The organism is Caulobacter sp. HJHS_5 (assembly GCF_056683955.1).
On the sequence record NZ_JBWZNC010000002.1, the window covers coordinates 326,101 to 351,424 of the forward strand.

27 protein-coding genes are annotated in these 25,324 nt (G+C 67.6%); 16 read left to right on the plus strand and 11 right to left on the minus strand.

Translation table 11 applies throughout. The annotated features are described in order from the left end of the window. Positions 1–19: 19 nt before the first annotated feature. The 3 genes from ACFLIT_RS05195 to ACFLIT_RS05205 are packed head-to-tail and all read right to left on the minus strand — an operon-like array spanning position 20 to position 3,036. On the minus strand, positions 20–352 hold the full coding sequence (locus tag ACFLIT_RS05195; protein ID WP_479910137.1) for a hypothetical protein: 333 nt from the start codon (positions 350–352) through the stop codon (positions 20–22). Positions 353–403: 51 nt separating this feature from the next. Then, positions 404–949: an N-acetyltransferase family protein gene (locus ACFLIT_RS05200; protein ID WP_479910138.1), complete on the minus strand. Its 546-nt coding sequence runs from the start codon at positions 947–949 to the stop codon at positions 404–406. After that, positions 946–3,036: a S9 family peptidase gene (locus tag ACFLIT_RS05205; RefSeq protein WP_479910139.1), complete on the minus strand. Its 2,091-nt coding sequence runs from the start codon at positions 3,034–3,036 to the stop codon at positions 946–948. Before ACFLIT_RS05205 ends, ACFLIT_RS05200 begins: the two co-directional genes overlap by 4 nt. 93 nt (positions 3,037–3,129) lie before the next feature. On the opposite strand from ACFLIT_RS05205, the gene ACFLIT_RS05210 reads away from it, so the two are divergent. The 4 genes from ACFLIT_RS05210 (at position 3,130) to mopJ (ending at position 6,637) form a co-directional block, all read left to right on the plus strand. Further along, positions 3,130–3,963 carry a trypsin-like serine peptidase gene (locus ACFLIT_RS05210; RefSeq protein ID WP_479910140.1) on the plus strand — a complete coding sequence of 278 codons (834 nt, stop codon included), beginning with the start codon at positions 3,130–3,132 and terminating at the stop codon, positions 3,961–3,963. Between the two features lie 106 nt (positions 3,964–4,069). Further along, positions 4,070–5,317 carry a DUF2336 domain-containing protein gene (locus ACFLIT_RS05215; RefSeq protein ID WP_479910141.1) on the plus strand — a complete coding sequence of 416 codons (1,248 nt, stop codon included), beginning with the start codon at positions 4,070–4,072 and terminating at the stop codon, positions 5,315–5,317. Between the two features lie 211 nt (positions 5,318–5,528). Continuing rightward, entirely contained in the window at positions 5,529–5,948 is a 420-nt protein-coding gene (locus tag ACFLIT_RS05220; protein ID WP_479910142.1) for a Ros/MucR family transcriptional regulator, read from the plus strand. Between the two features lie 203 nt (positions 5,949–6,151). Then, entirely contained in the window at positions 6,152–6,637 is a 486-nt protein-coding gene (gene mopJ, locus ACFLIT_RS05225) for a motility/cell cycle regulatory protein MopJ (protein WP_479910143.1), read from the plus strand. A gap of 4 nt (positions 6,638–6,641) precedes the next feature. On the opposite strand, the gene ACFLIT_RS05230 is transcribed toward mopJ, so the two are convergent. The 6 genes from ACFLIT_RS05230 to ACFLIT_RS05255 form a co-directional block, all read right to left on the minus strand. Then, positions 6,642–7,019: a hypothetical protein gene (locus tag ACFLIT_RS05230; RefSeq protein WP_479910144.1), complete on the minus strand. Its 378-nt coding sequence runs from the start codon at positions 7,017–7,019 to the stop codon at positions 6,642–6,644. After that, on the minus strand, positions 7,016–7,702 hold the full coding sequence (locus ACFLIT_RS05235; RefSeq protein WP_479910145.1) for a hypothetical protein: 687 nt from the start codon (positions 7,700–7,702) through the stop codon (positions 7,016–7,018). The genes ACFLIT_RS05230 and ACFLIT_RS05235 overlap by 4 nt, the downstream gene beginning before the upstream one ends. 100 nt (positions 7,703–7,802) lie before the next feature. Continuing rightward, the gene (locus tag ACFLIT_RS05240) at positions 7,803–7,949 is read right to left on the minus strand and encodes a hypothetical protein (protein ID WP_479910146.1); all 147 of its coding nucleotides are present in this window, start codon (positions 7,947–7,949) and stop codon (positions 7,803–7,805) included. Between the two features lie 85 nt (positions 7,950–8,034). Then, positions 8,035–8,454: a SufE family protein gene (locus ACFLIT_RS05245; RefSeq protein WP_479910147.1), complete on the minus strand. Its 420-nt coding sequence runs from the start codon at positions 8,452–8,454 to the stop codon at positions 8,035–8,037. A gap of 43 nt (positions 8,455–8,497) precedes the next feature. Then, positions 8,498–9,247 carry a flagellar type III secretion system pore protein FliP gene (fliP, locus tag ACFLIT_RS05250; protein ID WP_479910359.1) on the minus strand — a complete coding sequence of 250 codons (750 nt, stop codon included), beginning with the start codon at positions 9,245–9,247 and terminating at the stop codon, positions 8,498–8,500. A gap of 44 nt (positions 9,248–9,291) precedes the next feature. Beyond that, the gene (locus ACFLIT_RS05255) at positions 9,292–9,609 is read right to left on the minus strand and encodes a flagellar biosynthetic protein FliO (RefSeq protein WP_479910148.1); all 318 of its coding nucleotides are present in this window, start codon (positions 9,607–9,609) and stop codon (positions 9,292–9,294) included. A gap of 106 nt (positions 9,610–9,715) precedes the next feature. Here ACFLIT_RS05255 and ACFLIT_RS05260 point away from each other — a divergent pair, with 106 nt between their 5' ends. The 9 genes from ACFLIT_RS05260 (at position 9,716) to cckA (ending at position 17,758) form a co-directional block, all read left to right on the plus strand. Then, positions 9,716–10,171: a flagellar basal body rod protein FlgB gene (locus tag ACFLIT_RS05260; protein WP_479910149.1), complete on the plus strand. Its 456-nt coding sequence runs from the start codon at positions 9,716–9,718 to the stop codon at positions 10,169–10,171. Positions 10,172–10,182: 11 nt separating this feature from the next. Continuing rightward, on the plus strand, positions 10,183–10,602 hold the full coding sequence (gene flgC, locus ACFLIT_RS05265; RefSeq protein WP_479910150.1) for a flagellar basal body rod protein FlgC: 420 nt from the start codon (positions 10,183–10,185) through the stop codon (positions 10,600–10,602). A 12-nt stretch (positions 10,603–10,614) separates the two neighbouring features. Further along, positions 10,615–10,920, plus strand: coding sequence for a flagellar hook-basal body complex protein FliE (gene fliE, locus ACFLIT_RS05270; RefSeq protein ID WP_479910151.1), 306 nt, complete (start codon positions 10,615–10,617; stop codon positions 10,918–10,920). A gap of 42 nt (positions 10,921–10,962) precedes the next feature. Further along, on the plus strand, positions 10,963–11,874 hold the full coding sequence (locus ACFLIT_RS05275) for an ATP-binding cassette domain-containing protein (protein WP_479910152.1): 912 nt from the start codon (positions 10,963–10,965) through the stop codon (positions 11,872–11,874). After that, positions 11,867–13,423: an ABC transporter permease/substrate-binding protein gene (locus ACFLIT_RS05280; RefSeq protein WP_479910153.1), complete on the plus strand. Its 1,557-nt coding sequence runs from the start codon at positions 11,867–11,869 to the stop codon at positions 13,421–13,423. The genes ACFLIT_RS05275 and ACFLIT_RS05280 overlap by 8 nt, the downstream gene beginning before the upstream one ends. A 111-nt stretch (positions 13,424–13,534) precedes the next feature. Beyond that, complete coding sequence (gene fliQ, locus ACFLIT_RS05285; protein ID WP_479910154.1) at positions 13,535–13,798, plus strand: flagellar biosynthesis protein FliQ; 264 nt, start codon at positions 13,535–13,537, stop codon at positions 13,796–13,798. Between the two features lie 13 nt (positions 13,799–13,811). After that, on the plus strand, positions 13,812–14,567 hold the full coding sequence (fliR, locus tag ACFLIT_RS05290; RefSeq protein WP_479910155.1) for a flagellar biosynthetic protein FliR: 756 nt from the start codon (positions 13,812–13,814) through the stop codon (positions 14,565–14,567). A 4-nt stretch (positions 14,568–14,571) separates the two neighbouring features. Next, positions 14,572–15,654 carry a flagellar biosynthesis protein FlhB gene (flhB, locus tag ACFLIT_RS05295; protein WP_479910156.1) on the plus strand — a complete coding sequence of 361 codons (1,083 nt, stop codon included), beginning with the start codon at positions 14,572–14,574 and terminating at the stop codon, positions 15,652–15,654. Positions 15,655–15,676: 22 nt separating this feature from the next. Beyond that, entirely contained in the window at positions 15,677–17,758 is a 2,082-nt protein-coding gene (gene cckA / locus ACFLIT_RS05300) for a cell cycle histidine kinase CckA (protein ID WP_479910157.1), read from the plus strand. A gap of 37 nt (positions 17,759–17,795) precedes the next feature. On the opposite strand, the gene ACFLIT_RS05305 is transcribed toward cckA, so the two are convergent. Further along, on the minus strand, positions 17,796–19,418 hold the full coding sequence (locus ACFLIT_RS05305; RefSeq protein WP_479910158.1) for an EAL domain-containing protein: 1,623 nt from the start codon (positions 19,416–19,418) through the stop codon (positions 17,796–17,798). A gap of 141 nt (positions 19,419–19,559) precedes the next feature. On the opposite strand from ACFLIT_RS05305, the gene ACFLIT_RS05310 reads away from it, so the two are divergent. From ACFLIT_RS05310 to ACFLIT_RS05320, 3 genes are all read left to right on the plus strand, one after another. Beyond that, positions 19,560–21,317 (plus strand): glycosyltransferase family 17 protein, encoded by a 1,758-nt coding sequence (locus tag ACFLIT_RS05310; RefSeq protein ID WP_479910159.1) that lies wholly within the window; start codon positions 19,560–19,562, stop codon positions 21,315–21,317. A 79-nt stretch (positions 21,318–21,396) separates the two neighbouring features. Next, positions 21,397–21,876, plus strand: a complete 480-nt coding sequence (locus tag ACFLIT_RS05315) for a hypothetical protein (RefSeq protein ID WP_479910160.1) — start codon at positions 21,397–21,399, stop codon at positions 21,874–21,876. A 47-nt stretch (positions 21,877–21,923) separates the two neighbouring features. Continuing rightward, complete coding sequence (locus tag ACFLIT_RS05320) at positions 21,924–22,643, plus strand: endonuclease III domain-containing protein (protein ID WP_479910161.1); 720 nt, start codon at positions 21,924–21,926, stop codon at positions 22,641–22,643. On the opposite strand, the gene alaS is transcribed toward ACFLIT_RS05320, so the two are convergent. After that, on the minus strand, positions 22,640–25,276 hold the full coding sequence (gene alaS, locus ACFLIT_RS05325) for an alanine--tRNA ligase (RefSeq protein ID WP_479910162.1): 2,637 nt from the start codon (positions 25,274–25,276) through the stop codon (positions 22,640–22,642). The two genes, ACFLIT_RS05320 and alaS, sit on opposite strands and share 4 nt — an antisense overlap. Positions 25,277–25,324: the final 48 nt, after the last annotated feature.

Consider the following 25,324-nt stretch of genomic DNA (forward strand, 5'->3'; position numbering starts at 1 on the left):
GGGATGAGCGGAGGCAAAGTCAGGCTTCGCCTGTCTTTACAATGCGGCGGTTGGCGGCGCGGGTCTTGGGGCCCTGGCCGCGTTCGGCCTCGGTGCGGATCGGGCGGTTGGCGTTCGTGCCGCCTTGTTGCAGGCCGTCATCGCCCAGGGCGTCGCCCTCGTCCATGTAGTCCGGCATCTCGCCGGCGGCGGGCGCGGCGAGGGTGGAGTCGGCGACATCGGGCGCCGCGTAGCTGCGCGGCTCGGGCCGGGTCGCGCGGTTCTGTTCGACGGCGCGGTCGTTGGGCTGGCCGGAGCCGGTGACGCTGTTCTGCTCCGTCGCCTTGGGCGAATTGACGTTCTGATGGGGCATGGCCGTCCTCCTTTGCCCCAGTGCAAACCACCGGGGGGACGGGGCGTTCCCCTAGAAGGACAGGCCGGGTCCGCTCGGCGGGGCGCTTTCGCCGGCGCCGAGCGGGCGGCGCATGAAGACGATGTCGACCCAGCGACCGTGCTTGAACCCGGCCGCCTCGACCACGCCTGAAGGGATGAAGCCGAGCGACCGGTGCAGGCCGATGGAGGCGGCGTTTCCGCTGTCTCCGATGCAGGCGATCATCTGGCGCAGGCCCATGGCCTCGCAGTCGGCGATGACCCGGGAGAGCAGGGTCTTGCCGAGGCCTTGGCCGACCGCGTCGGGGGCGATGTAGACGCTGTCCTCCACTGTGAAGGCATAGCCGGCGCGGGGGCGGAAGACGCCGGCGTAGGCATAGCCGGCGACGCGACCACCGAGCTCGGCGACGAGATAGGGCAGGCCGTGGGCGAGGATTCCCGCCATGCGTTCGGCCATGGTTTCGGCGCTGGGCGGCGTCAGGTCGAAGGTGCCGAGGCCGTGGGTTACGTGGTGGCCGTAGAGGCTCGCCAGGGCAGGGGCGTCGACCGCCGCGGCGGAGCGGAGAACGACGTCGCTCATCGGGTCCAACCGCGCTCCACCGCCCAGATGGCGAAGGCGTAGTCGAGGGCGATCTCCTTGAGGAAGTCGAAGCGGCCCGAAGCGCCGCCGTGGCCGGCTTCCATGTTCATCTTGAGCAGGACGGGCGCATCGCCCGTGGCGACATCGCGCAGGCGGGCAACCCACTTGGCCGGTTCCCAGTAGGTGACGCGGGGATCGGAGAGGCCGCCGGTGGCCAGGATGGCTGGGTAGGGCTCGGCCTTGATGTTGTCGTACGGGCTGTAGGCCGCGATGTAGTCGTAGGCCGCCGGATCGGAGGTGGGGTCGCCCCACTCGGGCCATTCGGGCGGGGTGAGCGGCAGGTCGACGTCGCTCATGGTGTTCAGCACATCGACGAAAGGCACCGCGCCGATCACGCCGGCGAAGAGATCGGGGCGCAGGTTGGCGGTGGCGCCGACCAGCATGCCGCCGGCCGAGCCGCCATAGATGACGACCTTGTCCTTGGCGCCGTAGCCCTCGGCCACGAGGTGTTCGGCGCAGGCGACGAAGTCGGTGAAGGTATTGGTCTTCTTGAATTTCCTGCCATCGAGGAACCAGCCCCAGCCCTTTTCCGAGCCGCCGCGCACGCAGGCGGTGGCCCAGACCCAGCCGCGGTCGACGAGGCTGAGGTTGCGGATCGAGAAGCTGGCGTCGAGAGCATGGCCGTAGGAGCCGTAGCCGTAGAGCATCAGCGGCGCCGCGCCATCGAGCGGCGTGTCGGCGCGGGCCAGGACGAAGATCGGCACCCGCTCGCCATCGGGGGCGACGGCGTCGAGACGGCGGGTGACATAGGCGGACGGGTCGTGGCCGGAGGGGATTTCCTGGGTTTTGCGCAGGGTCCGCTCGCGCGTGGCCATGTCGTAGTCGAACCACTGACGCGGCGTGGTCGGCGAATTGTAGATCAGCCGGAAGGTCTGAGTATCGTACTCCAGCCCCGGCTCAAGCCCGAGGGCGTAGGCCTCTTCCTCGAAGGCGACGGTGTGCTCCTCGCCCGAGGCGGCGGTGACCACGATGCGGTTTAGGGCGTCGACGCGGTCCAGGCGGACGAACCAGTCCTTGAAGGCCAGGGTTCCGGCGATCAGGCGGCCGGGCTCGTGCGCCACCCAGTCTTTCCAGTGGGCGCGGCCAGGCGTCGCCTCGGGGGCGGTGACCAGCTTCCAATCGACGGCGCCGTCGACGTTGGTGCGGATGACGAACTGGTCGCGCCAGTGCTCGACCTCGTAGCGGACGCCTGTTTCGCGCGGGGCCAGCACCACGGGGGCGGCCGTGGGGTCCGAGGCCGGAATCAACCAGGACTCGCTGGTCTCCTGATTGCCCGCGCCGATAACGATGAAGGCGTCCGAGGCGACGACGCCCACGCCGAGGAAAAAGCCGTCGTCGGGCTCCTCATAGACGAGCACGTCCTCGCCGCCGCGCGCGGGACGACGGAAGATCTTGGCGGGACGGCCTTCCTCGTCTCGCCAGGTCCAGAACAGCCATTGCGAGCAGGGGGAGAAGCAGAAGTCGCCGGTGCTGCTTTCCACCGGCTCGGAGACGACCTGGTCAGTCGCCAGGTCCTTCACGAAGATGCGGCAGACTTCCGAGCCCTGTTCGTCGACCGCCCAGGCGAAGAGAGCGTGATCCGGCGAATGGGCGGCGGCGTTCACCGCGTAGAAGGGCTTGCCCCGCGCCTCGGCCTCTTCATCGAGCAACACGGTCTCGGGGCCGCCGTCGCGAGCGGTGCGGACGTGGCGCGGATGCTGGGCGCCGGCTTCGTAGCGCACGGCGTAGGCGAAGGGGCCGTCGGGCGCCGGGACGGAGCTGTCGTCCTCCTTGATGCGACCTTTCATCTCGGCGAACAGGGCGGCCTGCAGGGCTTCCGTTCCGGCGAGCATGGCCTTGGTGTAGGCGTTCTCGGCTTCGAGGTGGGCCTTGATATCCGCGCGGATGACCGACGGATCGCGCAAGACCGCCCGCCAGTTCTCGTCCTTCAACCAGGCGTAGTCATCGGTGCGACGGCGACCGAGTTGTTCAATGGTCTTGCCCTGCTTTCGGGCAGGCGGCGGGGCGGGCCTAGGGTTAACCGACATGAAATCCAATTGGGCGAGGCTGCGTCAGTCCGCCAGCTTGGCGACGCGAACGGGTGCGGTCAAATTCCCGCACCAGGGGAAGAGTTCGTAGACATGCCCATCGATCTATCCGTCGATCTGATCAAGGCGACCGTGCAGCTTGAGCAGCCGCTGGGGGATGGTTCGCGCAGCGTGGGCACCGGCTTTCTGGTGAGCGCCCCCACGGCGGACGGCAAGCCGCGCACCATCCTGATCACCGCCGGTCACGTGCTGGAAAAGATGCCGAAGACCGACGCCCGCATCGGTTACCGCGTGCAGGCGCAGGACGGCGTTTGGCGATATGACCCTCAGGCGCTGAAGATCCGCGCCGGCAAGGACGCCGCGCCGATCTGGACCAAGCATCCGACCCGCGACGTGGCCGCCATGGTCATCGATGCTCCGCCGGAGTTCGCCCGCGCGGCCATTCCGCTGGATTGGCTGGCCAGCGACGCAACCTTCACCGATGACGACATCGGTCCCGGCGACGAGATGATGGCGCTGGGTTTCCCGCGCGGTCTGGCCGCCAACGCCGCGGGCTTCCCGATCCTGCGCGCCGGCCGCATCGCCTCCTATCCGTTGGCGCCCTCGGCGAACTTCCCGACCTTCCTGCTCGACTTCTCGGTCTTCCCGGGCAATTCGGGGGGGCCGGTGTTCATGTCGCAGGCCGCTCGGCGCCGCGCCGGCGCGGGCGACGCCAAGGAGGCCCAGTTCATCGCCGGCATCCTGACCCAGCAGGTGGAGATGTCGGGCGAGCGCCTCGAGATCGGCATCGTCACCCACGCCCGATACATCCGCGAGACCGTCGCCCTGCTCGACAACCCGGCGGTGTCGACCACCCTGGCGGCCGCCTCGCCGCCGATCAGCGAAACCCAGGGCGCGGTCAACGCCATGGCGGTCGCGGTTCCCTGAAGACTTTCCGCCGCGACGGTTTCGCAAACGCCTGGTTAACGGCCATCTGCTGTGATGCCGAGGGGCGCCGTTCGGCGCGCCGACTCCTGCGGAGACCGCATCGCCGATGAGCGAGCCTGCGCCCCTGATCGAACCGCCGGAAGACGAGGTCGAGCCGGTCTCGGCGGCGCCGGTCGAGCGCCCGGCCTCTCGGGCGCGGTCGGCGTTGCTGAAGAGGCTGGCCGATGTAGTCTGCCTGCCGAGCAGCCGGGTGAACGCTTTCGAGCGCGCCGTCACCGCGGACCTGCTGGTCGAGATGCTGCGCGAGGCGGCGGTTGAGGAGCGCGGGCGGGTCGCCCGTCGATTATCCACCCTAAGCGACATCCCCAGCATCCTCGTTCGTCTGCTTTTGCGCGATGTCATCGAGGTGGCGAGGCCACTGCTGACCGACTGCCCGACGCTGGGCGACGCCGATCTCGTGGACTGTGTGCGGGCCGCGACCCTGGAGCATCGCCACCTGGTCGCCCTGCGCCGTGGGGTGAGCGAGATGGTGGCGGACGCGCTGGTCGAGTCGGGCGAGGCCCCGGTGATCGAGGCGCTGCTGCGAAACGACACCGCCAGGCTGAGCCACATGGCCCTGGAACTGATCGTGGCGGCGACGCGCGACAACACGTACGTCATCGCGCCGTTGCTGCGTCGCGCCGAACTGCGGCCCAGCCACGCCTATGTGATGTTCTGGTGGGCGGACGCGACTTGCCGCAAGACCATCCTCCAGCGCTTCGCCGTCGATCGGCAGGTGCTGCAGGAGGCGGTGAGCGACATCTTCGGCATGGCGGCGGAGGAGGGCTGGCAGGACCCGCTTTCCCGAAAGGCGCTGCAGTTCATCGAGCGGCGGCAGCGCAATCGCGCGGCCATCGCCAAGAGTCCGTTCGCCAGCCTGGATGAGGCCGTGGCGGCCGCCGCCAACGGCATGACGCGCGAGATCGCCGAGGAGATCGCCTACCTTTCGGGTCTGAAGCCGATGACGGCGGCCAAGATTCTTACCGACCCGGGTGGGGAGCCCCTGGCGATCCTGTGCAAGGCCACCGGCCTGCCGCGGGTGGCGATCAGGGCGCTTTGGCGAGGGCTGCGGCGGCAGGAGGCTGACCGTTCCGGCGGCATAACGCCGCAGCTGGCCCGGGTAATGGAGATCTTCGACACCGTCGCCGTGGATCGAGCGCAGACAGTGTTGCGGTACTGGAACTGGTCATTGTCGTCCGCCATGACGCCTGCATTGATGAAGGCGATCCGTGAAGGCGACGACGCGGCGATCGATGAATATTCCGCGCCCCAGAAGGCGGCGATGCTGGCCCTATCCCGCGAATTTGGACGCTAGCGGGCCCTTCAACGGGTGAACCAAATATCGCTGTTCGCCGCCACGGCGTCAGGCGCTAGCAGATAACCTACGGTTACCGATTCCTCCCAAGGAGAGGCGATCGTTACAATTCAGTGGTTGCACACTGTGGAGCCTGTATATATGTCGGCATCCACGCTGTGTTTGATTCAACAGCCAAATAATTCAAGCCGACAAGGTCTGGACAGGTCTCATGGACGATAAATCGGAAATCATCGAGATGACGGCGGACATCGTCTCCGCCTATGTCGGCAACAACAGCGTCGCCGCCAACGACCTCCCGGCCCTGATTCAGAGCATCCACCGCGCCCTGACCGGCGTGGCCGGCGGCGAAGCGCCGGTCGAGGCCGCGCCGCGCGAGCCCGCGGTGCCGGTGAAGCGTTCGATCACCCCGGACTACCTCGTCTGCCTGGAGGACGGTCGCAAGTTCAAATCGCTGAAGCGCCACCTGCGCACCAAGTACAACATGAGCCCGGAAGACTATCGGGCGAAGTGGGGTCTGGCGAAGGACTATCCGATGGTCGCCCCCAACTACGCCAAGGCCCGTTCGGATCTGGCCAAGCAGATGGGCCTGGGCCAGGGCGGCCGGAAGCCGGCCCGCAAGGGCCGCTAAGCTCCCTGAGATGTTCGAAACGCCCGCCGCTCCTTCGAGCGGCGGGCGTTTTCGTTTTTGAGGCCCCGGGGAGGCGAGTCACGCCCGGCGCGCACGCAAGGTGGAAAATCTTGTCGCAGCCTCGCCTTTGCGCTTGCCAGCGATTCGATGATTAAGCGATAGTGAATCACCGTGATTCCAACGGGTTGTTAAGGAATCTGAACATGGCAGCGCAACTGGGCGCCTCCGCCGTAGCCGCAAGGGCTCACGAGGAGATGTTCAGCTATTGGGCCTCCCTGCGAAAGGGCGGACGCCTGCCGTCGCGCGCCGACTTCCAGCCCGGTTTCGTCAAGCGCCTGCTGCCCACCGTCAGCCTGATCGACGTGAAGCATGAGCCGCGCGACTATCGCCTGCGCCTGGCCGGCACCGGTCTTTACAGCGTCTATGGCCGGGAGATCACGGGCCATAGCCTGAACGACGTCTACAACAGCGCCGCCGCCGACTATTGGCGCGTCGAACTGGACAAGATCGTCGATGGCCGCCGTCCCGGCGTCGGCTGCCACAGCATGGCCTGGCGCGGCGCCGCCCACACCTCGATCCTGTGGCTGCGCCTTCCTCTGTCCAGCGATGGGCGCAACGTCGACATGATCCTGGGCTACGACGCCGTGGTGGGCGTGCAGGCCGACGCCTCGGGCATTCGCGCGGCGTAGGCCGCTACGATTGGGTGATCCCCGCGAGAGCGTAGATTTCGCTTCGGCTGATAAAGAGCCAGGCAGACAGCGCCAAATACACGACGAGCGCCACGATCCCTAGGCGTAGGCTTCGCTTGTTCATCTGGTAAGCGACGGTGACCGAGAGCAGAGCCAGGATGAGGGCTAGGCCTAGTCCCAGCTTGGGGCCGAGCAGGTTGACGAAGACCAGCGAAAGCACCGCAGGGAAGAGCGTTTGGGTGGGGTTTATATATCCATCGAATGACGCGCTGTTCGGGAGGATGGCCCAAATGCTGAAGGTGAGGACGAAAGCTCCAATAATGTAGGCGATACAAGCGCCTACGACGGATGATGGCCAGTAGCGCGCTGCCCAGGTTTTCATTTGCGCTTCTCCATTCCCCAATATTGCCGGGCGCTGGCCCCGATCTTCTGCCCATCCGGGCCCGCGCGCTCGATCATATTGAGGAAGTGCTGGCGTTGTTGCGGCGTCAAGTTGATATGCCCGCCAGGCAAAGCGATACGGGCAGCCTGGAGGGGGTTCCTGGGGCGCATGTTTTGTATCGCTTCAAGCTCTTCGGGGGTCGCCTGCTTCAGGCCTTCACGCATCGCCTTAGAGAAGGGTGGGTCGTACATCCCGATGGAGTCCACCAGAATATTATTCTTATCGGGCTTGGCGTCGAAAACTTTTTCTCGAAAGAACCGGCCGGAATCGATTTCTTTCTGCGGATTCTTATCCCAGTCATCGAACAGCTTTTCCCGCGCGGCTTGCGCCTCGGCGACCGCCTTGCTTTCGGTTGGCGAGGCGAGCTGCTTGGCGCGCTGAAGCAGGGGCGACGCTTCGGCGCGGCCATCTCGGGCGGGCCGATAGTCCCAGGTGCGAACATCCGAGGCGTCGATGGGGCGCCGATGGACCGCTGGAAGCAAAACTGCATCGGCGTTCCGCTCGAAGGTCGGAAAGTCGCTGCTGTCCGCCCAGTTTTCCCCGACTGAGGGCGTCGCATCGTCGCCCCAAGTCGAGGCAGGCTGGGCGGGGGCCAGCGGCGGTCGGCGGCGAAAATCGAGCATTCTGGATCCTTGCGCGGAGGAGCAAGCAACCAGTATGTGTTCCCGATTTGTTCGTGTCCAGGCGATCTCCACATTTCACCGTGGAGAACCCATGCTCAATCTAAACGACGTAGAACAGCACCACCGCCGCCAGGGCGATGATGGCCAGGACCGTCGAAACGCGCAGCACCGTGGTCATGCCTTTGACGTTCTGCCCCTGACGGGCTTCGGTCGGGGTTTCTTCGATGTGTTCGCCTTGAACCAGCATGGCTCCGCCTCCTCATCGTCGCGGCGATGGCGCCGCTTCCAGAGTTAAACGCGCGAAACCGCGTTTCAGTGGCGAGGCGCGGTCGTCAGGCGAGGGCGGCGGCGTCGCGGCGGATGCGGCCGACCATGGAGAACAAGCCGTTGGAGCGCTGGGGCGTCAGGGCCGCCGGCAGGCCGAGGCGTTCGAGGCCGGCCTTGGCGTCGAAAGCGAGAATTTCGGCCGGGGTATGCCCGGAATAGAGCTTGAGCAACAGGGCGACATTGCCGCGGCTGATATGGCCGTCGCTATCAGCGCGGAACTCGACCGTGCCGTCGGCTTGCGGATCGGTGACCAACCAGACCCGGCTGGCGCAGCCCTGAACGCGATGGGCCTCGGTCTTGTCGGCCTCGGCGAGCGGGGGCAGGGCCTTGCCGAGATCGAGGACGTATTCGAGCTGTTCCTCCCAGCCGCCCAGGAGGTCGAAGTCCTCGGCCAAGGCCGAAAGGGTGTCGTCGATGGAGTTCATGGGCGCGAGGTATGTCGCCCGACGTCTGAGAACAAGACGTGTTTCAGCCGCCGGCGCCGCGCTGGAAGCTTTCGACAAGGCTGCCGCAGACGAGGCGCCAGCCGTCGACGAGGACGAAGAAGATCAGCTTGAACGGCAATGAGACCACCACGGGCGGCAGCATCATCATGCCCATGCTCATCAGCACGCTGGCGACCACGAGGTCGATGACGAGGAAGGGCACGAACAGCAGGAAGCCGATCTCGAAGGCGCGCTTCAGCTCCGAGATCATGAAGGCGGGGGTGACGACGCGCAGGGGCGTGGCCTGGGCGTTGGCCGGGCGCTCGATCTTCGACAGGCGGACGAAGAGGGCGAGGTCGTCCGGATCGACCTGGCTCAGCATGAAGGTCTTCACCGGTTCGCCGGCGGCCTCGAAGGCCTGGGGCAGCTCCATCTGGCGGTCCAACAGGGGTTTGACGCCGTTGTCGTAGGATTGCTGGAAGGTCGGACCCATGACGATGGCGGTGAGAAACAGCGCCAGGCTGGTGATTACCACATTGGGCGGGCTCTGCTGCAGGCCGATGGCGGTGCGCAGCAGGGAAAGGACGACCACGATCCGCACGAAGGAGGTGGTCATGATGACGATCGACGGCGCCAGCGACAGGACGGTGAGCAGGCCGACCAACTGAACGACGCGTTCGGTGAGGCCGGCGCCGGTGCCGAGATCGATGTTGAGCGCCTGGGCGGCGGCCAGAGCCGGCCAGCTCATCGAGGCGAGGGTGGTGATCAGGGCCAGCCAGCCGGCGCGGCGCATGTCGTCGCGATGCCAGTTGACCAGCTTGGGCAGTTTGGGGCGCTTCACGAGACGGTCTCCGCCTTGCCCATGTTGGTTTTTGGGCGAGGTTTCGAGGGCGGGGCGACGTCGCCCAGCAGATGGCCTTCGCCCAGCAGGATCAGGCGCTCCTTACCGTCGAGGCTGACCAGCACCAGACGGCGGGTCGGATCGAGCGGCAGGCTTTCGACGAGGGTGAGGCGGCGTTCCCGCCGGTCGGTCGCCGACTGCAGGCGCTGCATCCATTCGGGGCCGTACTTGCGCATGGCGACGGCCGCCAGGCCGATCAGGCCCAACGTCACGGCCAGGGCGGCCACGGCGCGGATGAATTCAAGAATGTCCATCGGAAACGCGGGCCTAGGCTGCGGACGCCCACCCTCTGCGCCCGTAGGGTTAAAGCGCGATTAACCCTGTTCATTCACCATGATGGCGAACCTCGCGCGAAATCTCATGAACCTCGACGCCATTCCGCTGTTCGCCATGTTGAAGGGCCGCCTGGGCTATCTGGGCGATCGCGAGAAGGTGCTGTCTGAGAACATCGCCAACGCCTCGACGCCCGGATTTGCGCCGCGCGACCTGAAGGCGTTCGGCTTTCAGGCGGCGATGGATCAGCAGCCGGGCGGGCCGTCGATCATGGCCAACGGTGTCGCCACCACCGCGGTGGCCGGTATGACCCAGACCCAGGCGCAACACATGCCGATGGTTTCCCACCGGACGAGCGCGCACGGAACCAAGGTTCTGAACGGGCAGAACGACAGCGAGACCACGCTCGACGGCAATGCGGTCGTGCTCGAGGAGCAGATGGTCAAGATGACCGAGGCGCGGATGGACTACGACGCGGCCATCACCTTCTACCAGCGCTCGCTGGGCCTGCTGCGGACGGCGGCCAGGGCGCCGGGCAAGTAAGGGGTTAGGACATGCCGAGAATCCAGAGCGCCCCGGGCGCGACCATGAACATCGCGGCCAGCGCCCTGAAGGCGCAGCAAGCGCGCATGCGGGTGATCGCCGAAAACATGGCCAACTCCGACTCCGTCGCCCGGGTCGACGGGGGCGATCCCTACCGCCGCCAAGTGCCGGTGTTCGCCCCGCAGAAGGTCGTTGGCGGCGAGGGGGTCCAACTGGCGCGCGTCGAGCCCGACCAGGCGCCGTTCAAGGTCGAGTACAGCCCCGGCCACCCGGGGGCCGACGCCCAAGGGTACGTGAAGCTGCCCAACGTCGATCCCCTGGTCGAGGCGATGGACATGCGTGAGGCGCAACGCGCCTACGAAGCCAACCTCAATGTGATCGAGACGTCGCGCGCCATGCAGGCGCGCACGCTCGACATCCTGAAGCGCTAGGGAGACTGAGCGATGATCACCGCCTTGGCGGCCGCGAAGGCCTACGCCGCCAACCAGAGCTCGAGCATCGGGGGCATCGGCGGCGGGGATAAGTCCGGCGGCCTGTCGTTCGGCGACGTGTTGTCGGGCGTGATGAACGACACGGTTCACGCCACCAAGGCCGCGGAGAGCAAGATCGCTCAAGGCGTGGCCGGCAAGGCGGACATGATCGACGTGGTCACCGCCATCTCGTCGGCGGAATCGAGCCTGGAGACGGTGATGGCCGTGCGCGATCAGGTGATCAGCGCTTACCAGGAAATCATGCGGATGCCGATCTGACGGCTGTTTACGGCGGCGTCCCGACGGGCCTAAACCGAGGATGTGCCTCCGTCCGATGAATCGCTTGCCGCGCCCGCCGCGCCGGCGCCGTCTTCGAAATCCGCCGCCATCGAGCTGAACCGCGTCTCCAAGACCTACGGTGAGGCCGCGGCGCTGAACGGTGTGTCGCTGAGCATCCCGCGGCGGCGGTTCGTCGCCCTCGTCGGAGGCTCGGGCGCCGGCAAGACCACCTTGCTGAAGACCATCAATGCGCTGATCGCGCCGGACAGCGGCTCGGTGAAGGTGGGCGGGCGAGAAGTCGCCACCATCGAGCCGAGCTTTCTGCGCCGCTCGATCGGCTATGTGTTCCAGGGCGTGGGCCTGTTTCCCCACATGACGGTGGGCGAGAATATCGCCATCACGCCGCGCCTCGGCGGGGCGCCGCCCGAGGCCCTGGCCGACCGTGTCGAAGAGCTGCTGGACCTCGTGGGATTGCCGCGAGAATTCGCCGGCCGGATGCCTGAGGCGCTCTCGGGCGGCCAGCAGCAGCGCGTGGGTGTGGCGCGGGCCCTGGCGGCCAAGCCGCCGGTGATGCTGATGGACGAGCCGTTCGGCGCGCTCGATCCCGTGACCCGCGACGGCTTGGCCAACGATTTCCGCAAGCTGCACGACAGGCTGCGGCTGACGACGGTGATGGTCACTCACGACGTGATGGAGGCTGCGCTGCTGGCCGATCGCATCGTGGTGATGGACGAGGGCCGCATCATCGCCGACGACACCCCGGCGGCGCTGCTGGCTGGGCACGCAGACAAGCGGGTGAAGGCGCTGTTCGAAACGCCGCGGCGCCAGGCCGGGCGCGTGGCGCGCCTGTTGGTCGAAGGCGAGACGGGGACCGAAGCGGACACTGTCTTGGAGGAACGCGCCGCCGCCCGCGAGGAAGATGCCCCGGACACGGAGGGCGGGGATGATGCCTGACGCCCTCGGCGTGGCCCTCGGGCTGCTGCCGCAATACCTGGCCTGGCACGTGCTGCTCAGCGCCGCCGCCTTGGCCCTCGGGCTGGCGATCAGCCTGCCGCTGGCGGTGCTGGCCTATCGCCGTCCCCGCCTGCGCTGGCCGGCCCTGGCGTTCGCGGGCGCGGCCCAGACGATCCCTTCGATCGCGATGCTGGCGCTGTTTTTCCCGGTGCTGCTGGCGGTCTCGGCCCTGAGCAGCAGGGTGTTTGGTCATGGCTTTTCGGCGCTTGGCTTCCTGCCGGCGCTGCTGGCTCTGACGCTCTATTCGATGCTGCCGATCCTGCGGACGGCGATCACCGGCCTGACCGGGATCGACCCGGCGGTGATCGAGGCGGCGCGCGGCGTCGGGATGACCGACCGTGAACGCCTGACGATGGTGGAATTGCCCCTCGCGGCTCCTGTGATCATGGCCGGCGTGCGGACCGCCGCCGTGTGGACCATCGGGGCGGCGACCCTGTCGACGCCGGTCGGCCAGACCTCGCTCGGCAATTTCATTTTCTCCGGGCTGCAAACGGAGAACTGGGTCTTCGTGCTGGTGGGCTGCGCGGCCTCGGCCCTGTTGGCGCTGGCGGCCGACCAGTTGCTGGGACTGATCGAGCGTGGCCTCTCCAGGCGCAGCGCGCGGCGAATCCAGATCGGCGCGGGCGGCCTCCTAGCGGCCGTGCTGCTGGCGATCCTGCCGCTGGTGATGACTCTGGGCGGCGGGACCTACACCGTTGGGGCCAAGAACTTTTCCGAGCAGTATGTGCTGGCCGAGCTGATGGCCGGGAGGCTGGAGGCGAAGGGCGGCAAGGTGGCCCGGCGCGAGGATCTCGGCTCGGCCGTCGCCTATCGGGCGCTCGCCGCCGGCGAGGTGGACGTCTACGTCGACTACACCGGCACGCTTTGGACCAGCGTGCTGGGGCGCACCGACAATCCTGGGCGCGAGGCGGTGCTCAAGACCCTGACCGAGGAACTGCGCAAACGCGACGACGTGGTGGTGCTGGGCGCCCTCGGCTTCGAGAACGCCTATGCCCTGGCGATGAAGCGGCGTGAGGCGGCGCGGCTTGGCATCAAGAACCTGACCGACCTGACGCTGGTGGCGCCGTCGCTGATTCTGGGCGCGGACCTCGAGTTCCTGCAGCGGCCGGAGTGGGAGGCGCTGCGGCAGACCTACGCCTTCACCTTCGAGGGCCAGCGCCAGTTCCAGCCGACCTTCATGTATCGCGCTCTCGACGACGGCGCGGCGGACGTGATCACCGCCTTCTCCAGCGACGGGCGGATCGCCGCCAACGACCTCGTCACCCTGGGCGACCCGAAGAACGCCCTGCCGCCCTATGACGCCGTAATCCTGGTCTCGCCGAAGAAGGCGCATGACGCACGTCTGCTCTCGACCCTTCGGCCCCTGCTCGGGGCGGTGAGCGTGGAAGCGATGCGCAAGGCCAATTACGCGGTCGACCGCACCGACGGCGAGAAGAAGACGCCGGCCGCGGCGGCGGCGATGCTGGCGAACGAAATCGGCTTGAAGTAGGCGCGGGAGGCGTTCGCGTCGCGCGCCCGAGCCGGACATGGTTATCGGCGCGTTAACCATGTCCGGGCGATCCTGCGAGTCATACTCCAGTGATCGCGTGAGGTCGTCCACATGAGCGGAGCCGAGGTGCTCGATGTCGGGCGCGACGCCATCTGGCTGACCCTGCAGCTGAGTGCGCCGGTGCTGATCGTCGGCCTGGTGGTCGGCGTCGCCATCGGCCTGATGCAGGCGTTGACCCAGATCCAGGAGGCGACCTTGGTCTACGCCCCCAAGATCGTGGCGATCTTCATCAGCCTGCTGATCTTCCTGCCGCTGATGGGGGCGCTGATGAGCGCCTTCATGCGCCAGATCGCCGCCCGCATCGCGGGCATGTAGGGCCCGGCCGCCCTTGGAATCCTACGCCACAGTGGCCCAGGTCTACGCCGGCGGCCTGGTCTTCGCCCGGGTCGGGGCGATGCTCATGCTGATGCCGGGCATCGGCGACACAGCCATCCCGCCGCGCATCCGCCTGTCGCTGGCGCTGCTCTTCGCGCTGGTTTTGACGCCGGTGGTGGCCCCGAATCTCGGCGCGCCGCCCGCGACGTTAGGCATGCTGACGGCGCGGGTGCTGCACGAACTGATTATCGGCCTGATGATCGGCGGCATCCTGCGGGTGTTCACCGCCTCGCTGTCGACCGCCGGCGAGGTGATGTCGATCCAGACCAGCCTCGGCTTCGCCCAGACGGCCAACCCGGCCCAGGCCCAGCCGAGCGCGGCGCTTTCGAGCTTCCTGGCGATGCTGGGCGTGGTGCTGGTGATGGTGACGGACCTGCACCACCTGTTCATCGGTGCGATCGCCCATTCCTACACGCTGTTTCCCTTCACACGCGCCGTTCCGATCCAGGACGGGGCCGCCCTGGCGGTGCAGACCGTGGCCAGCGCCTTCTCGCTGGGGATACAGTTATCGGCGCCGGTGATCGTCTTCTCGCTGGTGTTCAACATCGCCGTCGGCCTGATCGGCCGAGTGATGCCTCAGTTCCAGATTTTCTTCGTTTCCGCGCCCCTGAGCATCCTGCTCGGCCTGTCGCTGTTCGCTCTCAGCCTGGGGACCATCGGCATGGTCTGGGCCGATCGGTTCCGCGACCTTCTGATCCTGTTCAACTGACGTCATGGCCGAGAACGACGCCGCGACAAAAACAGAAGAGCCGACAAGCAAGCGGCTAGCCGACGCACGCGCCAAGGGCGACGTCGCCAAGACGCAGGAACTGCCTCAGCTCGCCTCGCTGGCGGTGGTGTTCGGCGTGATCCTGACGCTCGGCGGATATTTCAGCCGCAATCTGGTGGCGGGGCTGACCCCATTCCTGGCGCACCCCGACTCCATGTCGCTCGAGGGCGGCGGTGCGCAGGCGGTGCTGCGCCAGGCGATGGATTCGGCGGCGCCGATCGTGCTGACCGTGCTGCTGGCCGCGGGGCTCTGCGGCGCGGCCGGCACGCTGCTGCAGACGGGACTGATCTTCACGACGGAGAAGATGAAGCCCGATCTCGCGAAGCTGAACCCGCTCGAGAACTTCAAGAAGATGTTCAACGTCGACGGGCTGGCGACCTTCCTGAAGTCGCTGGTGAAGGTCGGCGCGACGGGCGCGGTCGCATGGTTCGCTCTGAAGCCTCACGCCGCCGAGATGGCCGGCCTCGCTGCTCTCGACGTCACCGCCATTCTGCCCCTGGCCCTGATCCTGGCCAAGGCGCTGTTCTTCGCCGTGCTCACCTTCCTGGCGGTAACCGCCGCCGCCGACTGGCTCTGGCAGCGTCAGCGCTTCCACGAGAAGATGAAGATGTCGAAGGAGGAGGTGAAGGAAGAGCATCGCCAGGCCGAGGGCGACCCCCACGTGAAGGCGCGCCAGCGGCAGATTCGCAGCGAGCGGGCGCGGCGGCGGATGATGCACGCTGTGGCCGAGGCGACGGTGGTGGTGATGAACCCGACCCACTACGCCGTGGCGCTGAAGTATGTGCCGGGCGAGACGGCCGCGCCGATCTGCGTCGGCAAGGGGCTCGACAGCCTCGCCCTGAAAATCCGCTCGGTCGCCGAGGACAACGGCGTCGCGGTGGTGGAGAACCCGCCGCTGGCGCGCGCGCTCTACGCCGCCGTCGAGATCGACCAGCAGATTCCGGAAGCCCACTTCCAGGCCGTGGCCAAGGTCATCGGCTTCGTTCTCAACCGCGCCAAACCATCGCCGGCGCGTGCGCTCCGCTAGCGCCTTCAATCGAGTATCCTGAATGTCTGATTCGCAGATCGAGGTTCGCCGCGAGACCATGAGCGCGCAGTCAGCCAAGCCGCCGCACCGGTTCGATCCATTGGTGATCGCCGCCGGCGCCTTTTTCCTGCTGACGGTCGCCTTCGCCGCCGCCCCGGCGATGCGCGCCGGCCCGGCCACGCTGGCGGGGCTGCTGCTGCTGTTCGGCCTCTCGGGCGTCACCTTCCTCGGTTTCATAGCCTTTCGCACCCAAACGCAGTCGCCCGGCGACGCCAACATCGACGGCTTCGTCGACGCCCTGGCCGATCCCGCCGCCGTCGCCGCGATGGATGGACGGCTGATCGCCTCCAACGCCGCGTGGCGTGAAGTCGCGCGCGGCGCCAAACGCCTGCCGAAGGGCGCGGCCGCGGGGCCCGAATTGTTCGCCGCCCTGAGCAAGGCTTGCAAAGGCGAGCACAGCCGCGCCGCAGTGAAGCTGGGCGGAGTCGAACATCAGGCGAGCCTCGCGCCGTTAAGCGCCGGGCAAGTGCTGGTGCGCCTGGACGCGCCGCGTGAACCGCTGCTGCTGGAAACCGCCGCTGCGCCGGCGGTGGTCGCTCCGGAGGGGCCGGCGGCGCTCGACGCCTTCGCCGCGGCCTCGCCGTTCGGCGCGGCCCTGCTTGACGGGGGCGAGGTGTTTTCCGCCCGCATCCTCGAGGCCAACACCTCGCTCTGCGAAATGACCGGCGATCGTTCGGTCGAGGGCGCGGCCTTCGGCGATCTGATCGACCCGACCAGCCGTATCGACGCGGGCCTTGGTCTGGCGGAAGGGCGGGCGGGGCCCTTCGAGGTGCGGCTGGCGCATGAGCCCGGCCGGATCGCTCATCTTTATCTGACGCGGACCGGGCCGACGCTGGTCGCTTATCTGATCGACGTCTCGCAGCAGAAGCAGATCGAGCTGCAGCTGGCCCAAAGTCAAAAGATGCAGGCCATCGGCCAGTTGGCCGGCGGCGTGGCCCACGACTTCAACAATCTGCTGACCGCCATCCAGTTGCGCCTGGACGAGTTGCTGCAACGCCATCCGGTGGGTGACCCGTCCTACGAAGGCCTGGCCGAAATCCGTCAGACTGGCGTACGGGCGGCCGATCTGGTGCGCAAGCTGCTGGCCTTCTCCCGCAAGCAGACCGTGCAGCGCGAGGTGCTCGATCTGGGCGAGCTGATCAGCGAGTTCGAGGTGCTGCTGCGCAGGCTGCTGCGCGAGGACGTGAAGGTCTCGACCCTCTATGGCCGCGACCTGCCGAAGGTGCGGGCCGATAAGAGCCAGCTCGAGATGGCGGTGATGAACCTGGCCGTGAACGCGCGGGACGCCATGCGTTCGGCCGGCAAGGGCGGCGAGGTGCGGATCCGGACGGCGCGGCTGACCCAGGCCGAGGCCCAGGCGCTGGGCTATACCGGCGCGACGGCGGACCAGGCGCTGATCGAGGTGTCGGATGACGGACCGGGCATCCCGCCGGACGTGATCAACAAGATCTTCGACCCATTCTTCACCACCAAGCCGGTGGGCGAGGGCACGGGGCTCGGATTGGCCACCGTCTACGGCATCGTGAAGCAGTCGGACGGCTGGATCCACGTGGAGTCGCCCCCTGGCCAGGGCGCGGCCTTCCGCATCTTCCTGCCGATCCACACCGCCCCGGCGACAGCGCCCGCCCCGACGCCGGCCGCCAAGCCGCGGGTCGCCGCGCGCGACCTCTCGGGAGCCGGCCGCATCCTGTTCGTGGAGGACGAGGACGCCGTGCGCGGCGTCGCCGCTCGCCTGCTGCGCGCCCGCGGCTACGAGGTGATCGAGGCTGCCGACGGCGAGGAGGCCCTGGCCCTGGCTGAAGAGAACGCCGGGCGGATCGACCTGCTGATCAGCGACGTGATCATGCCGGGCATCGATGGGCCGACCCTACTGCGCAAGGCGCGGGGCTACCTCGGCGCGGCGCCGGTGATGTTCATCTCCGGCTACGCCGAGGCCGAATTCAGCGATCTGCTGGAAGGCGAGACAGGCGTGACGTTCCTGCCCAAGCCGCTCGACATCAAGGTGCTGGCCGAGCGCGTGAAACAGCAGCTGCAGGCCGCCTAGGACGTCTTCGTCTGCACGGTGAGGGCGTCCGCGACGGTCAGCCCCAGCTTTCGGTCACGCCCGAGCGGCGGGCGACGACAGGCGCCTTACGCGTCGACGGCGCCTCGGGTTTTTCCGTCGGGCGGCCGTAGAGGTAGCCTTGGGCGAAGTCGACGCCGACCTGCCGGACGATCTCTTCGATATCGATCGTCTCGACCATTTCGGCGACCGTGCGGACCTTGAGATCGGCGCAGAGCTGGACGATGTGGCGGACCATGGCGGCGTCGCGGCCGCCGGCGGCGAGATCGCGCACATAGCGGCCGTCGATCTTCACGATGTCGAGCGTCAGCTGCTGGAGATAGGCCAGGGAGGCGGCGCCGGCGCCGAAGTCGTCAAGGCAGACGAGCGAGCCGACCTGATTGCGCAGGACCTGGATGTGCCGGTTGGCGCGCTGCAGATCGTCGATGGCCGAGCTTTCGGTGACTTCGAAGATCAGGCGGCCGCGCACTTCGGGCGAAGCCTCCACGAGATCGGTGACGTGGTGGACGAAGGCCTCGCTGGTGATGGTGCGGCCCGAGATATTGACCGCCAGGCGCAGGTCTTTCTGGTTGGTCTCTTTCAAGCGGCGCACGGTTTGATCGACGATGGCGTGGTCGAGTTCCTCGATGAGGTCGAACTGCTCGGCCATCTGGATCAGGGCGAAGGGGCTCTCGCCGGCGTCGAAGCGGACGAGGACCTCGTGGTGGTGAGCCTTGGCGCTCTTGAGATCGACGACCGGTTGGAAGGCCAGTTGGAAGCGGCGCTGGCTGATCGCGACCCCGAGTTCGCCGGCGCGGGCCAGGGTGCGGCGCACGGAGCGATTCATGGCTTCGGCCAGCGACGCGGGAGCGACCTCGCTGAGGCCTTCGTCGGCGAAATCCTGCAGGGCGTTGCGCATGGCCCGCAGGGCGCGGCCGATGTCGCCATTGGCGTCCAGGGCGACGGCATGGGCTTGGACCCGCAGATCGGCCGTGGTCTGGACGGCGAAGGCGGTGGCGAGGCGCTTGGCCATGTCCTTCGGATCCAGGCCGCGGGTACGGACCAGGGCGTAGCGTTCGTCGCCGATCCGGGCGGCGCCGACGCCGTCAAAGGACTGCAGGCGCAATTCACTGGCGACCTTGGCGTCGAGGGCGGCGGCGTCATCCGGGGTGAGGCCGGCGCGGGCGGTGGCGATGCCGCCGATCTCGACCATGGCGAGTTCGAGTTCGGCGCCGGTGACGCGGGCCGCCTCGATGAGGCCGCGAGCGGCGGCCTCGAAACTGGCGGGCGTGTGCAGACCATCGTCATCCACGTCCCGCGGCGGCGGAGGCGCCGGTATCAGGGCGAGGGAGACGTTGGCGGCGCCGGGAAAGCGGAAGGCGCGAGCGGAAGCGGCGCGGGCCGACTCGCCATTCAGGCGCACCACGATCGGGCCGCGGCGTTCGCCTTCCGCCAGGCCGGAGACCAGACTGGCGATCATGGCCTGATCGATGGGATGAAACAGGCCGGCGCAGTTGCGGCGGGCGAGCGCCGAGGCCTCCGCGTCGAACATGGCCTTGGCGGCGCCCACGGCCATGGTCACGTCGCCGGCCGGATCGATCTCCATCAGAAGGTCCGCGGCGGCGAAGGCCAGCCCGAGCAGGCGGCGCGGATCGAGGGACAAGGAGGCGGCTCCGGCGATGCGAACCCTTCGTATAACGTCGTCACATTAAGCAAGACTTGATCCGACCGAGCGGGCTCGTGGCGGGGTTTTCCCTCCCGGCGGCGGCTGTTATCTCTCGCGGGTCTGGAGACCGCGTTCCGAATGTACGACTACCGCGACGACATCGCCGCCCTTTATCGTGAGACCTACCAGCGCCTTCTGATCCGCGACGCGGCCATGTTCGCCGAGGACTACCCGCGCTTCGAGCGTCAGGGGGCGACGGCCTGGGAGTGGCGCTATCTCCCGGCGGTGGCGGCGAATTATCGCGTGCGGCAGGAACAGGGGAGGGCGGACAACAAGGACCTGTTTCGCCTCGCTGAGGCGCTTGTCGCGCTGGAAGACTACGAGGGCGCCCTGGCGCTGTTCGCCGAGCCGATGCCCGAACTCGAAAGCACCACAGTCTATTGGTACCGCCGGGGCGAGGCGCTGCTGGGCGCTGGCCGGCTGGCGGAGGCGCGGGCCGCGAACGCCAAGGCGGCGGCGCTGAGCGGCGCCAAGGAGCCCCGGCGTATGGCGCCGCGGCTAGAGCGGCTTACCGCGCTGGAAGGCGCGTCGACCTGGACTGAAGCGGCGGAGTTTGTTGGGGAGGCCTTGGCCCTCGGCGCCCGCCCCTTGGCGGCGGCCATGGCGCGCCGGATGGCGGAGACAGGTCCGGCCGCGGACCCCGAGAGTGCAGCCGCGATAGGCGCGGTGGCGCGGGCGGCGATGCAGGTCGCGCCTGAAGCGGCGGTGGGGTTGACCGCTCTGCTCGAAGCCGTAGCGCCCGACGGCGAAGACCTGGCGGCTGTTCAGATCGAACGCGCCTTGGGGGCGGACGCGCCGGAAGCGGCGCGCGCGATCGCCTCGCGGCGGAACGCGCCCGCCGAGGGCCGCAATCTCGCCTATCTAAGCGCCCTGGCGGCGGAAGCGGCAGGAGACCGCGCGCAGGCGATCCGCGAACTTGGGGCCTTGTCGTCGCGCTTCGACCGGGACCATGACATCCGTTCGGCCCTGGCCCGCTTCTGCGGCGAAGACGTGTTGAATCGCCGGCCGGTGAAGTTTGCGCCGTCTCGGGTGAAGAGCGGCGAACGGCGGCGGGTGATCAATCTGGTCCCGTTCAACAACGAAATGACCATGCTGGACACCCGCCTGCGCGAGATGGCGGACTGGGTGGACCTGTTCGTGATCGTCGAGGCGGCGCAGACCTTCATGGGCGGCCCCAAGGCTTGCGGCTTCGACGAACGCAAGGCCGAGTTCGCCGAGTGGGGCGACAAGATTCGCCATGTGAAGCTGGAAGCCTTTCCCGACCATGTGGACAGCGCCTGGGCGCGTGACTGCTGGCAAAGGGACATGGCGATCGAGGCGCTGGGGGATGGCTTCTGGGCGCCGGACGATATCGTGCTGCTGACCGACAGCGACGAGATCGTGCGCCGGGAGGCGGTGGCTGAGTTCGAGGTCGGGCTGATCGCCCTGAAGATGAAAACCTACCGCTACTTCTTCAATTACGAGGCCCAGCCAGGCAATCCGAAGAACGATGGGCATACGGGGGTGATCTGTACCGCCGACCAGTTGGCCAAGTTCGGGTCGAGCTACATCCGCTTCACCCTCAGCCGGCCGGCCAAAGCCTGGAACTTCATACCGCGCGCCGGCTGGCACTTCACCTCCATGGGCGACGCCAAGACTCTCGTACGCAAGTTCACGGGTTATGCGCACCAGGAGCGCAACAAGAAGAAGGTGCGGAAGCTCAAGCGCGTGAATGCGATGCTGGAAGGCATCCGCGAAGGCCGTTTCGAAGAGGGCTGGGCGCGCTGCGAGATCGACGAGAGCTTTCCGAGCGGCATCCGCGAAAGCCAGGAAGAGCTGCGCGATCTGATCCTCTAGGGAGCTCGCCGAGAAAAAGCATTGCGCCGCCGCCGGTTGGCGGTGAACGTTCCGACGCCGGAAACAAGGCGGGGGTGGAATGCGCTGGACGGTCTGGGCAAGCCTTGCTGCGGCGACGCTGACGGCGAGTTGCGGCATGGGCAAGGCTCAGGAGGACGCTTTCCTGGCTGAGCTGGTGCGCGTGGCCGGCAATCAGGTGATGACTTCGCTCAACAACAGCATGGTCGATCCATGGACGGTGGTCTGGGGAGCGGTCTGGGCCAATGGCGGGCGCATCTGTGGCTCGTTCAATCCGCGCAACAGCGCGGGCGCCTATGTCGGTTTCAAACGCTTCGTCGGCCAGGGCGGCGGGCGAGTGCTGATCGACGGCGTTTCGCAAGCGGACGACTTTCGCCGGGAGTGGGACACCTATTGCACCCATGCCCACCTGATGGTGCGCCAGGGCGATCCGCCCGCGCCACCGCTGCATGAAATGACCCGCCAGGAGCGGAAGGACGAGGTGGCGGCCTTCAGCATTCGGCCCATTCGATTGCCCAAGGATGGGGGCGACGAAGCCTAGGGGCGCTTCCGCAAGTTCGCTATTTGTTCTATCGTGGCGACATGCAGATGTCGCTCGATCTCGATTGTGGCGAAGACCGCATCGTCGTCGTGCGTAAGCGTTTGCGCGCGACCTTCGGCGTTCAAGCGAGCGGTCCAGATCGGCTCGATCCGGTCTCTCAACTCGTCCGCTCGATCCTGGGCGGCCGCACGCAGGATGCGGTTTCCTGGTCGGCGTTCATGCGCCTGGCGTCGACGTTCCCCGATTGGACGGAGCTCGCCGTGGCGGGCGCCGTCGAGCCGTTGATCGACGGCGTGACCTATTCGGAAAAGAAGGCGCGGGAGATCCCTCTGGCGCTCTGGCAGATTCGGCGAGATCGCGGGGAGCTGTGCCTGGACTTCCTGGCCGAGCACAGCGTCGAGGCCGCCTCGACCTGGCTGCGCGGCCTGACCGGTGTGGGGCCGAAGGTGGCGGCCAGCGTACTGAACTTCAGCCGACTGAACATGCGGACGTTCGTCGTCGACACCCATGTGCATCGGGTCGCCCGACGCCTTGGTCTGGTCGGTTGGGGCTGCGACAGCATCAAGGCTCACGCGGTGCTGCTTGATGCGATGCCCAACGCCTGGACAGCGGACGACCTGCTGGAGCTGCACTGGCTGATGAAGATCCTCGGGCAGCAGGCCTGCAGCCATGCGGAGCCGCGTTGCCACGTCTGCCCGCTGGCGCAGGATTGCCCGAGGCGCGGCGTGGAGGGCGCCTCGGTGCTGGCGTTCAGGCCGAGGGTCTAGCCGAGGGCGGCCTTGATGGCCGAGAGGCCTTCGGCCGCCTTGGAGCCGTCCGGGGCGCCGCCCTGGGCGAAGTCCGGCTTGCCGCCGGCGCCCTGACCGCCCATGGCGGTGACCGCCGCGCGGGCGAGATCGACCGCGCTGGCCTTGCCTTGCGCCCCGCCGCTGACCGCGACGGTGACCGCCGCCTTGCCGTCGGCGACGCCGACCAGGGCGACGACGCCGTCGGGCGCCTGCTTCTTGAAGGTCTCGGCGATGGGACGCAGGTCCTTGCCGCCGACGCCGTCGAGGACGCGGCCGATGAAGGGCAGGCCGCCGACGGTTTCGATCTCAACCGCGCCACCGCCACCGGTCGCGAGCTGACGCTTGGCCTCGGCGAGGTCCTTTTCGAGCTTGCGGCGCTGGGCTTCCAGCGCCTCGACACGAGCGGCGACGTCGGCGACCGGGACTTTGAACTGCTCGGCGAGGGTCTTGGACACCGCGGCCTGATCAAGCAGGTAGCGGCGGGCGGCTTCGCCGGTGAGGGCTTCGATACGGCGCACGCCGGCGGCGATGCCGGTCTCCGCGACGATCTTGAACAAGGCGATGTCGCCGGTGCGAGCGACGTGGGTGCCGCCGCAGAGTTCGACCGAATAGGCCTTGGTCTCGTCGGTGAGCGACTTGCCAAGGGTGAGCACGCGCACCTCGTCACCGTACTTCTCGCCGAACAGGGCGATGGCTCCGGCTTCGATGGCTTCCTGGGGAGCCATCAGCTTGGTCTCGGCCGGGACGTTCTGACGGATCACGGCGTTGACCTCGGCCTCGATGGCGTCGAGCTGGGCCGGCGTGAGCGGGCCGCCGTGGCTGAAGTCGAAGCGCATACGATCGCCATCAACCAACTGACCCTTCTGCGCCACGTGCGGGCCGAGGACGTGGGCGAGGGCGGCGTGCACCAGGTGGGCCGCCGAGTGGTTCGAGCGGGTGGTCAGGCGATTTTGCGGATCGACGGAGGCGGTGACCGCATCGCCGACCTTCAGGGAGCCCGAAACTTCCACGTCATGCACGAAGAGGTCGCCGGCTTCCTTGACGGTGTCGAGCACCCTGGAGACGCCGCCCGGCGACTGGATTTCACCGACGTCGCCGGCCTGGCCGCCGCTCTCGGCGTAGAAGGGGGTGCGGTCGAGCAGCAGGCGCACGCGCTCGCCGGCGCCGGCGGACTCGACCTCGGCGCCGTCCTTGATGATCGCCTTCACGACGGCGTTGGCCTCGGTGGTTTCGTAGCCGAGGAATTCGGTGGCGCCGAACCGGTCGCGCAGGCCGAACCATTCGGCGGCCTGGCCGGCCTGGCCGGAGCCGGCCCAGTTGGCGCGGGCCATCTGGCGCTGGCGATCCATGGCCGCGTCGTAGGCCTCGGTGTCGACGGTCAGGCCCTTGCCGCGCACGGCGTCCTGGGTGAGGTCGAGCGGGAAGCCGTAGGTGTCATAGAGCTTGAAAGCCACGTCGCCGGAGAGGACGCCGCCTTCGGCCAGGCCGGCGGTGGCTTCGTCGAGCAGGCCGAGGCCGCGACCGAGGGTGGTGCGGAAGCGCTCCTCCTCCTGGCGCAGGGTCTCGACGATCATCGGCTGGGCGCGGACGAGCTCGGGATAGGCGACGCCCATCTGCTCGACCAGGGCCGGGGCCAGACGGTGCATCAGGGGCTCCTGCGCGCCGAGCAGATAGGCGTGACGCATGGCGCGGCGCATGATGCGGCGCAGGACGTAGCCGCGCCCTTCGTTGGACGGGGAAACCCCATCGGCCAGCAGGAACGACGACGAACGCAGATGGTCGGCGATGACGCGATGGCTGGGTGCCGCCTCGCCCTCGGCCGCGACACCGGTGGCCTCGACGCTGGCGGCGATCAGGGCCTTGAAGAGATCGGTGTCGTAGTTGTCATGTACGCCCTGCAGCACGGCGCTGACCCGCTCCAGCCCCATGCCGGTGTCGATCGACGGCTTGGGCAGAGGTTCGCGCGAACCGTCCTGCTGCTGGTTGAACTGCATGAAGACCAGGTTCCAGATCTCGATAAACCGGTCGCCGTCCTCACTCTCGCTGCCGGGCGGGCCGCCCCAGATGCTGGGGCCGTGGTCGTAGAAAATTTCGGAGCAGGGGCCGCAGGGGCCGGTGTCGCCCATCGACCAGAAGTTGTCGGAGGTGGGGATGCGGATGATCTTCTCGTCGGGCAAGCCGGCGATCTTCTTCCACAGCGAGGCCGCCTCGTCGTCGGTGTGGTAGACGGTGACGAGCAGCTTGTCCTTGGGGAGGGCGAACTCCTTGGTCAGCAGCGTCCAGGCCAGCTCGATCGCGCGGTCCTTGAAATAGTCGCCGAACGAGAAGTTGCCGAGCATCTCGAAGAAGGTGTGGTGACGCGCGGTGTAGCCGACATTGTCGAGATCGTTGTGTTTGCCGCCGGCGCGGACGCACTTCTGCGACGAGGCCGCGCGCGGACTGGCCGGGGTCTCGGCCCCGGTGAAGACGTTCTTGAACGGCACCATGCCCGCGTTGACGAACAGCAGGGTCGGGTCCGACTGCGGCACCAGGGGAGCGGAGGGCGTGACCTTGTGGTCGGCGGCCGCGAAGAAATCGAGATAGGCGCTGCGGATGTCGTTGAGGCTCGGCATCGGGAATCCGTAAGGCGCGCGGAAAGCGGCGCGCGAGACGCTAGATGG

Coding starts and splice junctions, on each gene's coding strand:
- ACFLIT_RS05195 (WP_479910137.1), bottom strand. CDS start 352: ATGCCCCATCAGAACGTCAATTCGCCCAAGGCGACGGAGCAGAACAGC.
- ACFLIT_RS05200 (WP_479910138.1), bottom strand. CDS start 949: ATGAGCGACGTCGTTCTCCGCTCCGCCGCGGCGGTCGACGCCCCTGCC.
- ACFLIT_RS05205 (WP_479910139.1), bottom strand. CDS start 3,036: ATGTCGGTTAACCCTAGGCCCGCCCCGCCGCCTGCCCGAAAGCAGGGC.
- ACFLIT_RS05210 (WP_479910140.1), top strand. CDS start 3,130: ATGCCCATCGATCTATCCGTCGATCTGATCAAGGCGACCGTGCAGCTT.
- ACFLIT_RS05215 (WP_479910141.1), top strand. CDS start 4,070: ATGAGCGAGCCTGCGCCCCTGATCGAACCGCCGGAAGACGAGGTCGAG.
- ACFLIT_RS05220 (WP_479910142.1), top strand. CDS start 5,529: ATGGACGATAAATCGGAAATCATCGAGATGACGGCGGACATCGTCTCC.
- mopJ (WP_479910143.1), top strand. CDS start 6,152: ATGGCAGCGCAACTGGGCGCCTCCGCCGTAGCCGCAAGGGCTCACGAG.
- ACFLIT_RS05230 (WP_479910144.1), bottom strand. CDS start 7,019: ATGAAAACCTGGGCAGCGCGCTACTGGCCATCATCCGTCGTAGGCGCT.
- ACFLIT_RS05235 (WP_479910145.1), bottom strand. CDS start 7,702: ATGCTCGATTTTCGCCGCCGACCGCCGCTGGCCCCCGCCCAGCCTGCC.
- ACFLIT_RS05240 (WP_479910146.1), bottom strand. CDS start 7,949: ATGCTGGTTCAAGGCGAACACATCGAAGAAACCCCGACCGAAGCCCGT.
- ACFLIT_RS05245 (WP_479910147.1), bottom strand. CDS start 8,454: ATGAACTCCATCGACGACACCCTTTCGGCCTTGGCCGAGGACTTCGAC.
- fliP (WP_479910359.1), bottom strand. CDS start 9,247: ATGCGCCGCGCCGGCTGGCTGGCCCTGATCACCACCCTCGCCTCGATG.
- ACFLIT_RS05255 (WP_479910148.1), bottom strand. CDS start 9,609: ATGGACATTCTTGAATTCATCCGCGCCGTGGCCGCCCTGGCCGTGACG.
- ACFLIT_RS05260 (WP_479910149.1), top strand. CDS start 9,716: ATGAACCTCGACGCCATTCCGCTGTTCGCCATGTTGAAGGGCCGCCTG.
- flgC (WP_479910150.1), top strand. CDS start 10,183: ATGCCGAGAATCCAGAGCGCCCCGGGCGCGACCATGAACATCGCGGCC.
- fliE (WP_479910151.1), top strand. CDS start 10,615: ATGATCACCGCCTTGGCGGCCGCGAAGGCCTACGCCGCCAACCAGAGC.
- ACFLIT_RS05280 (WP_479910153.1), top strand. CDS start 11,867: ATGCCTGACGCCCTCGGCGTGGCCCTCGGGCTGCTGCCGCAATACCTG.
- fliQ (WP_479910154.1), top strand. CDS start 13,535: ATGAGCGGAGCCGAGGTGCTCGATGTCGGGCGCGACGCCATCTGGCTG.
- flhB (WP_479910156.1), top strand. CDS start 14,572: ATGGCCGAGAACGACGCCGCGACAAAAACAGAAGAGCCGACAAGCAAG.
- cckA (WP_479910157.1), top strand. CDS start 15,677: ATGTCTGATTCGCAGATCGAGGTTCGCCGCGAGACCATGAGCGCGCAG.
- ACFLIT_RS05310 (WP_479910159.1), top strand. CDS start 19,560: ATGTACGACTACCGCGACGACATCGCCGCCCTTTATCGTGAGACCTAC.
- ACFLIT_RS05315 (WP_479910160.1), top strand. CDS start 21,397: ATGCGCTGGACGGTCTGGGCAAGCCTTGCTGCGGCGACGCTGACGGCG.
- ACFLIT_RS05320 (WP_479910161.1), top strand. CDS start 21,924: ATGTCGCTCGATCTCGATTGTGGCGAAGACCGCATCGTCGTCGTGCGT.
- alaS (WP_479910162.1), bottom strand. CDS start 25,276: ATGCCGAGCCTCAACGACATCCGCAGCGCCTATCTCGATTTCTTCGCG.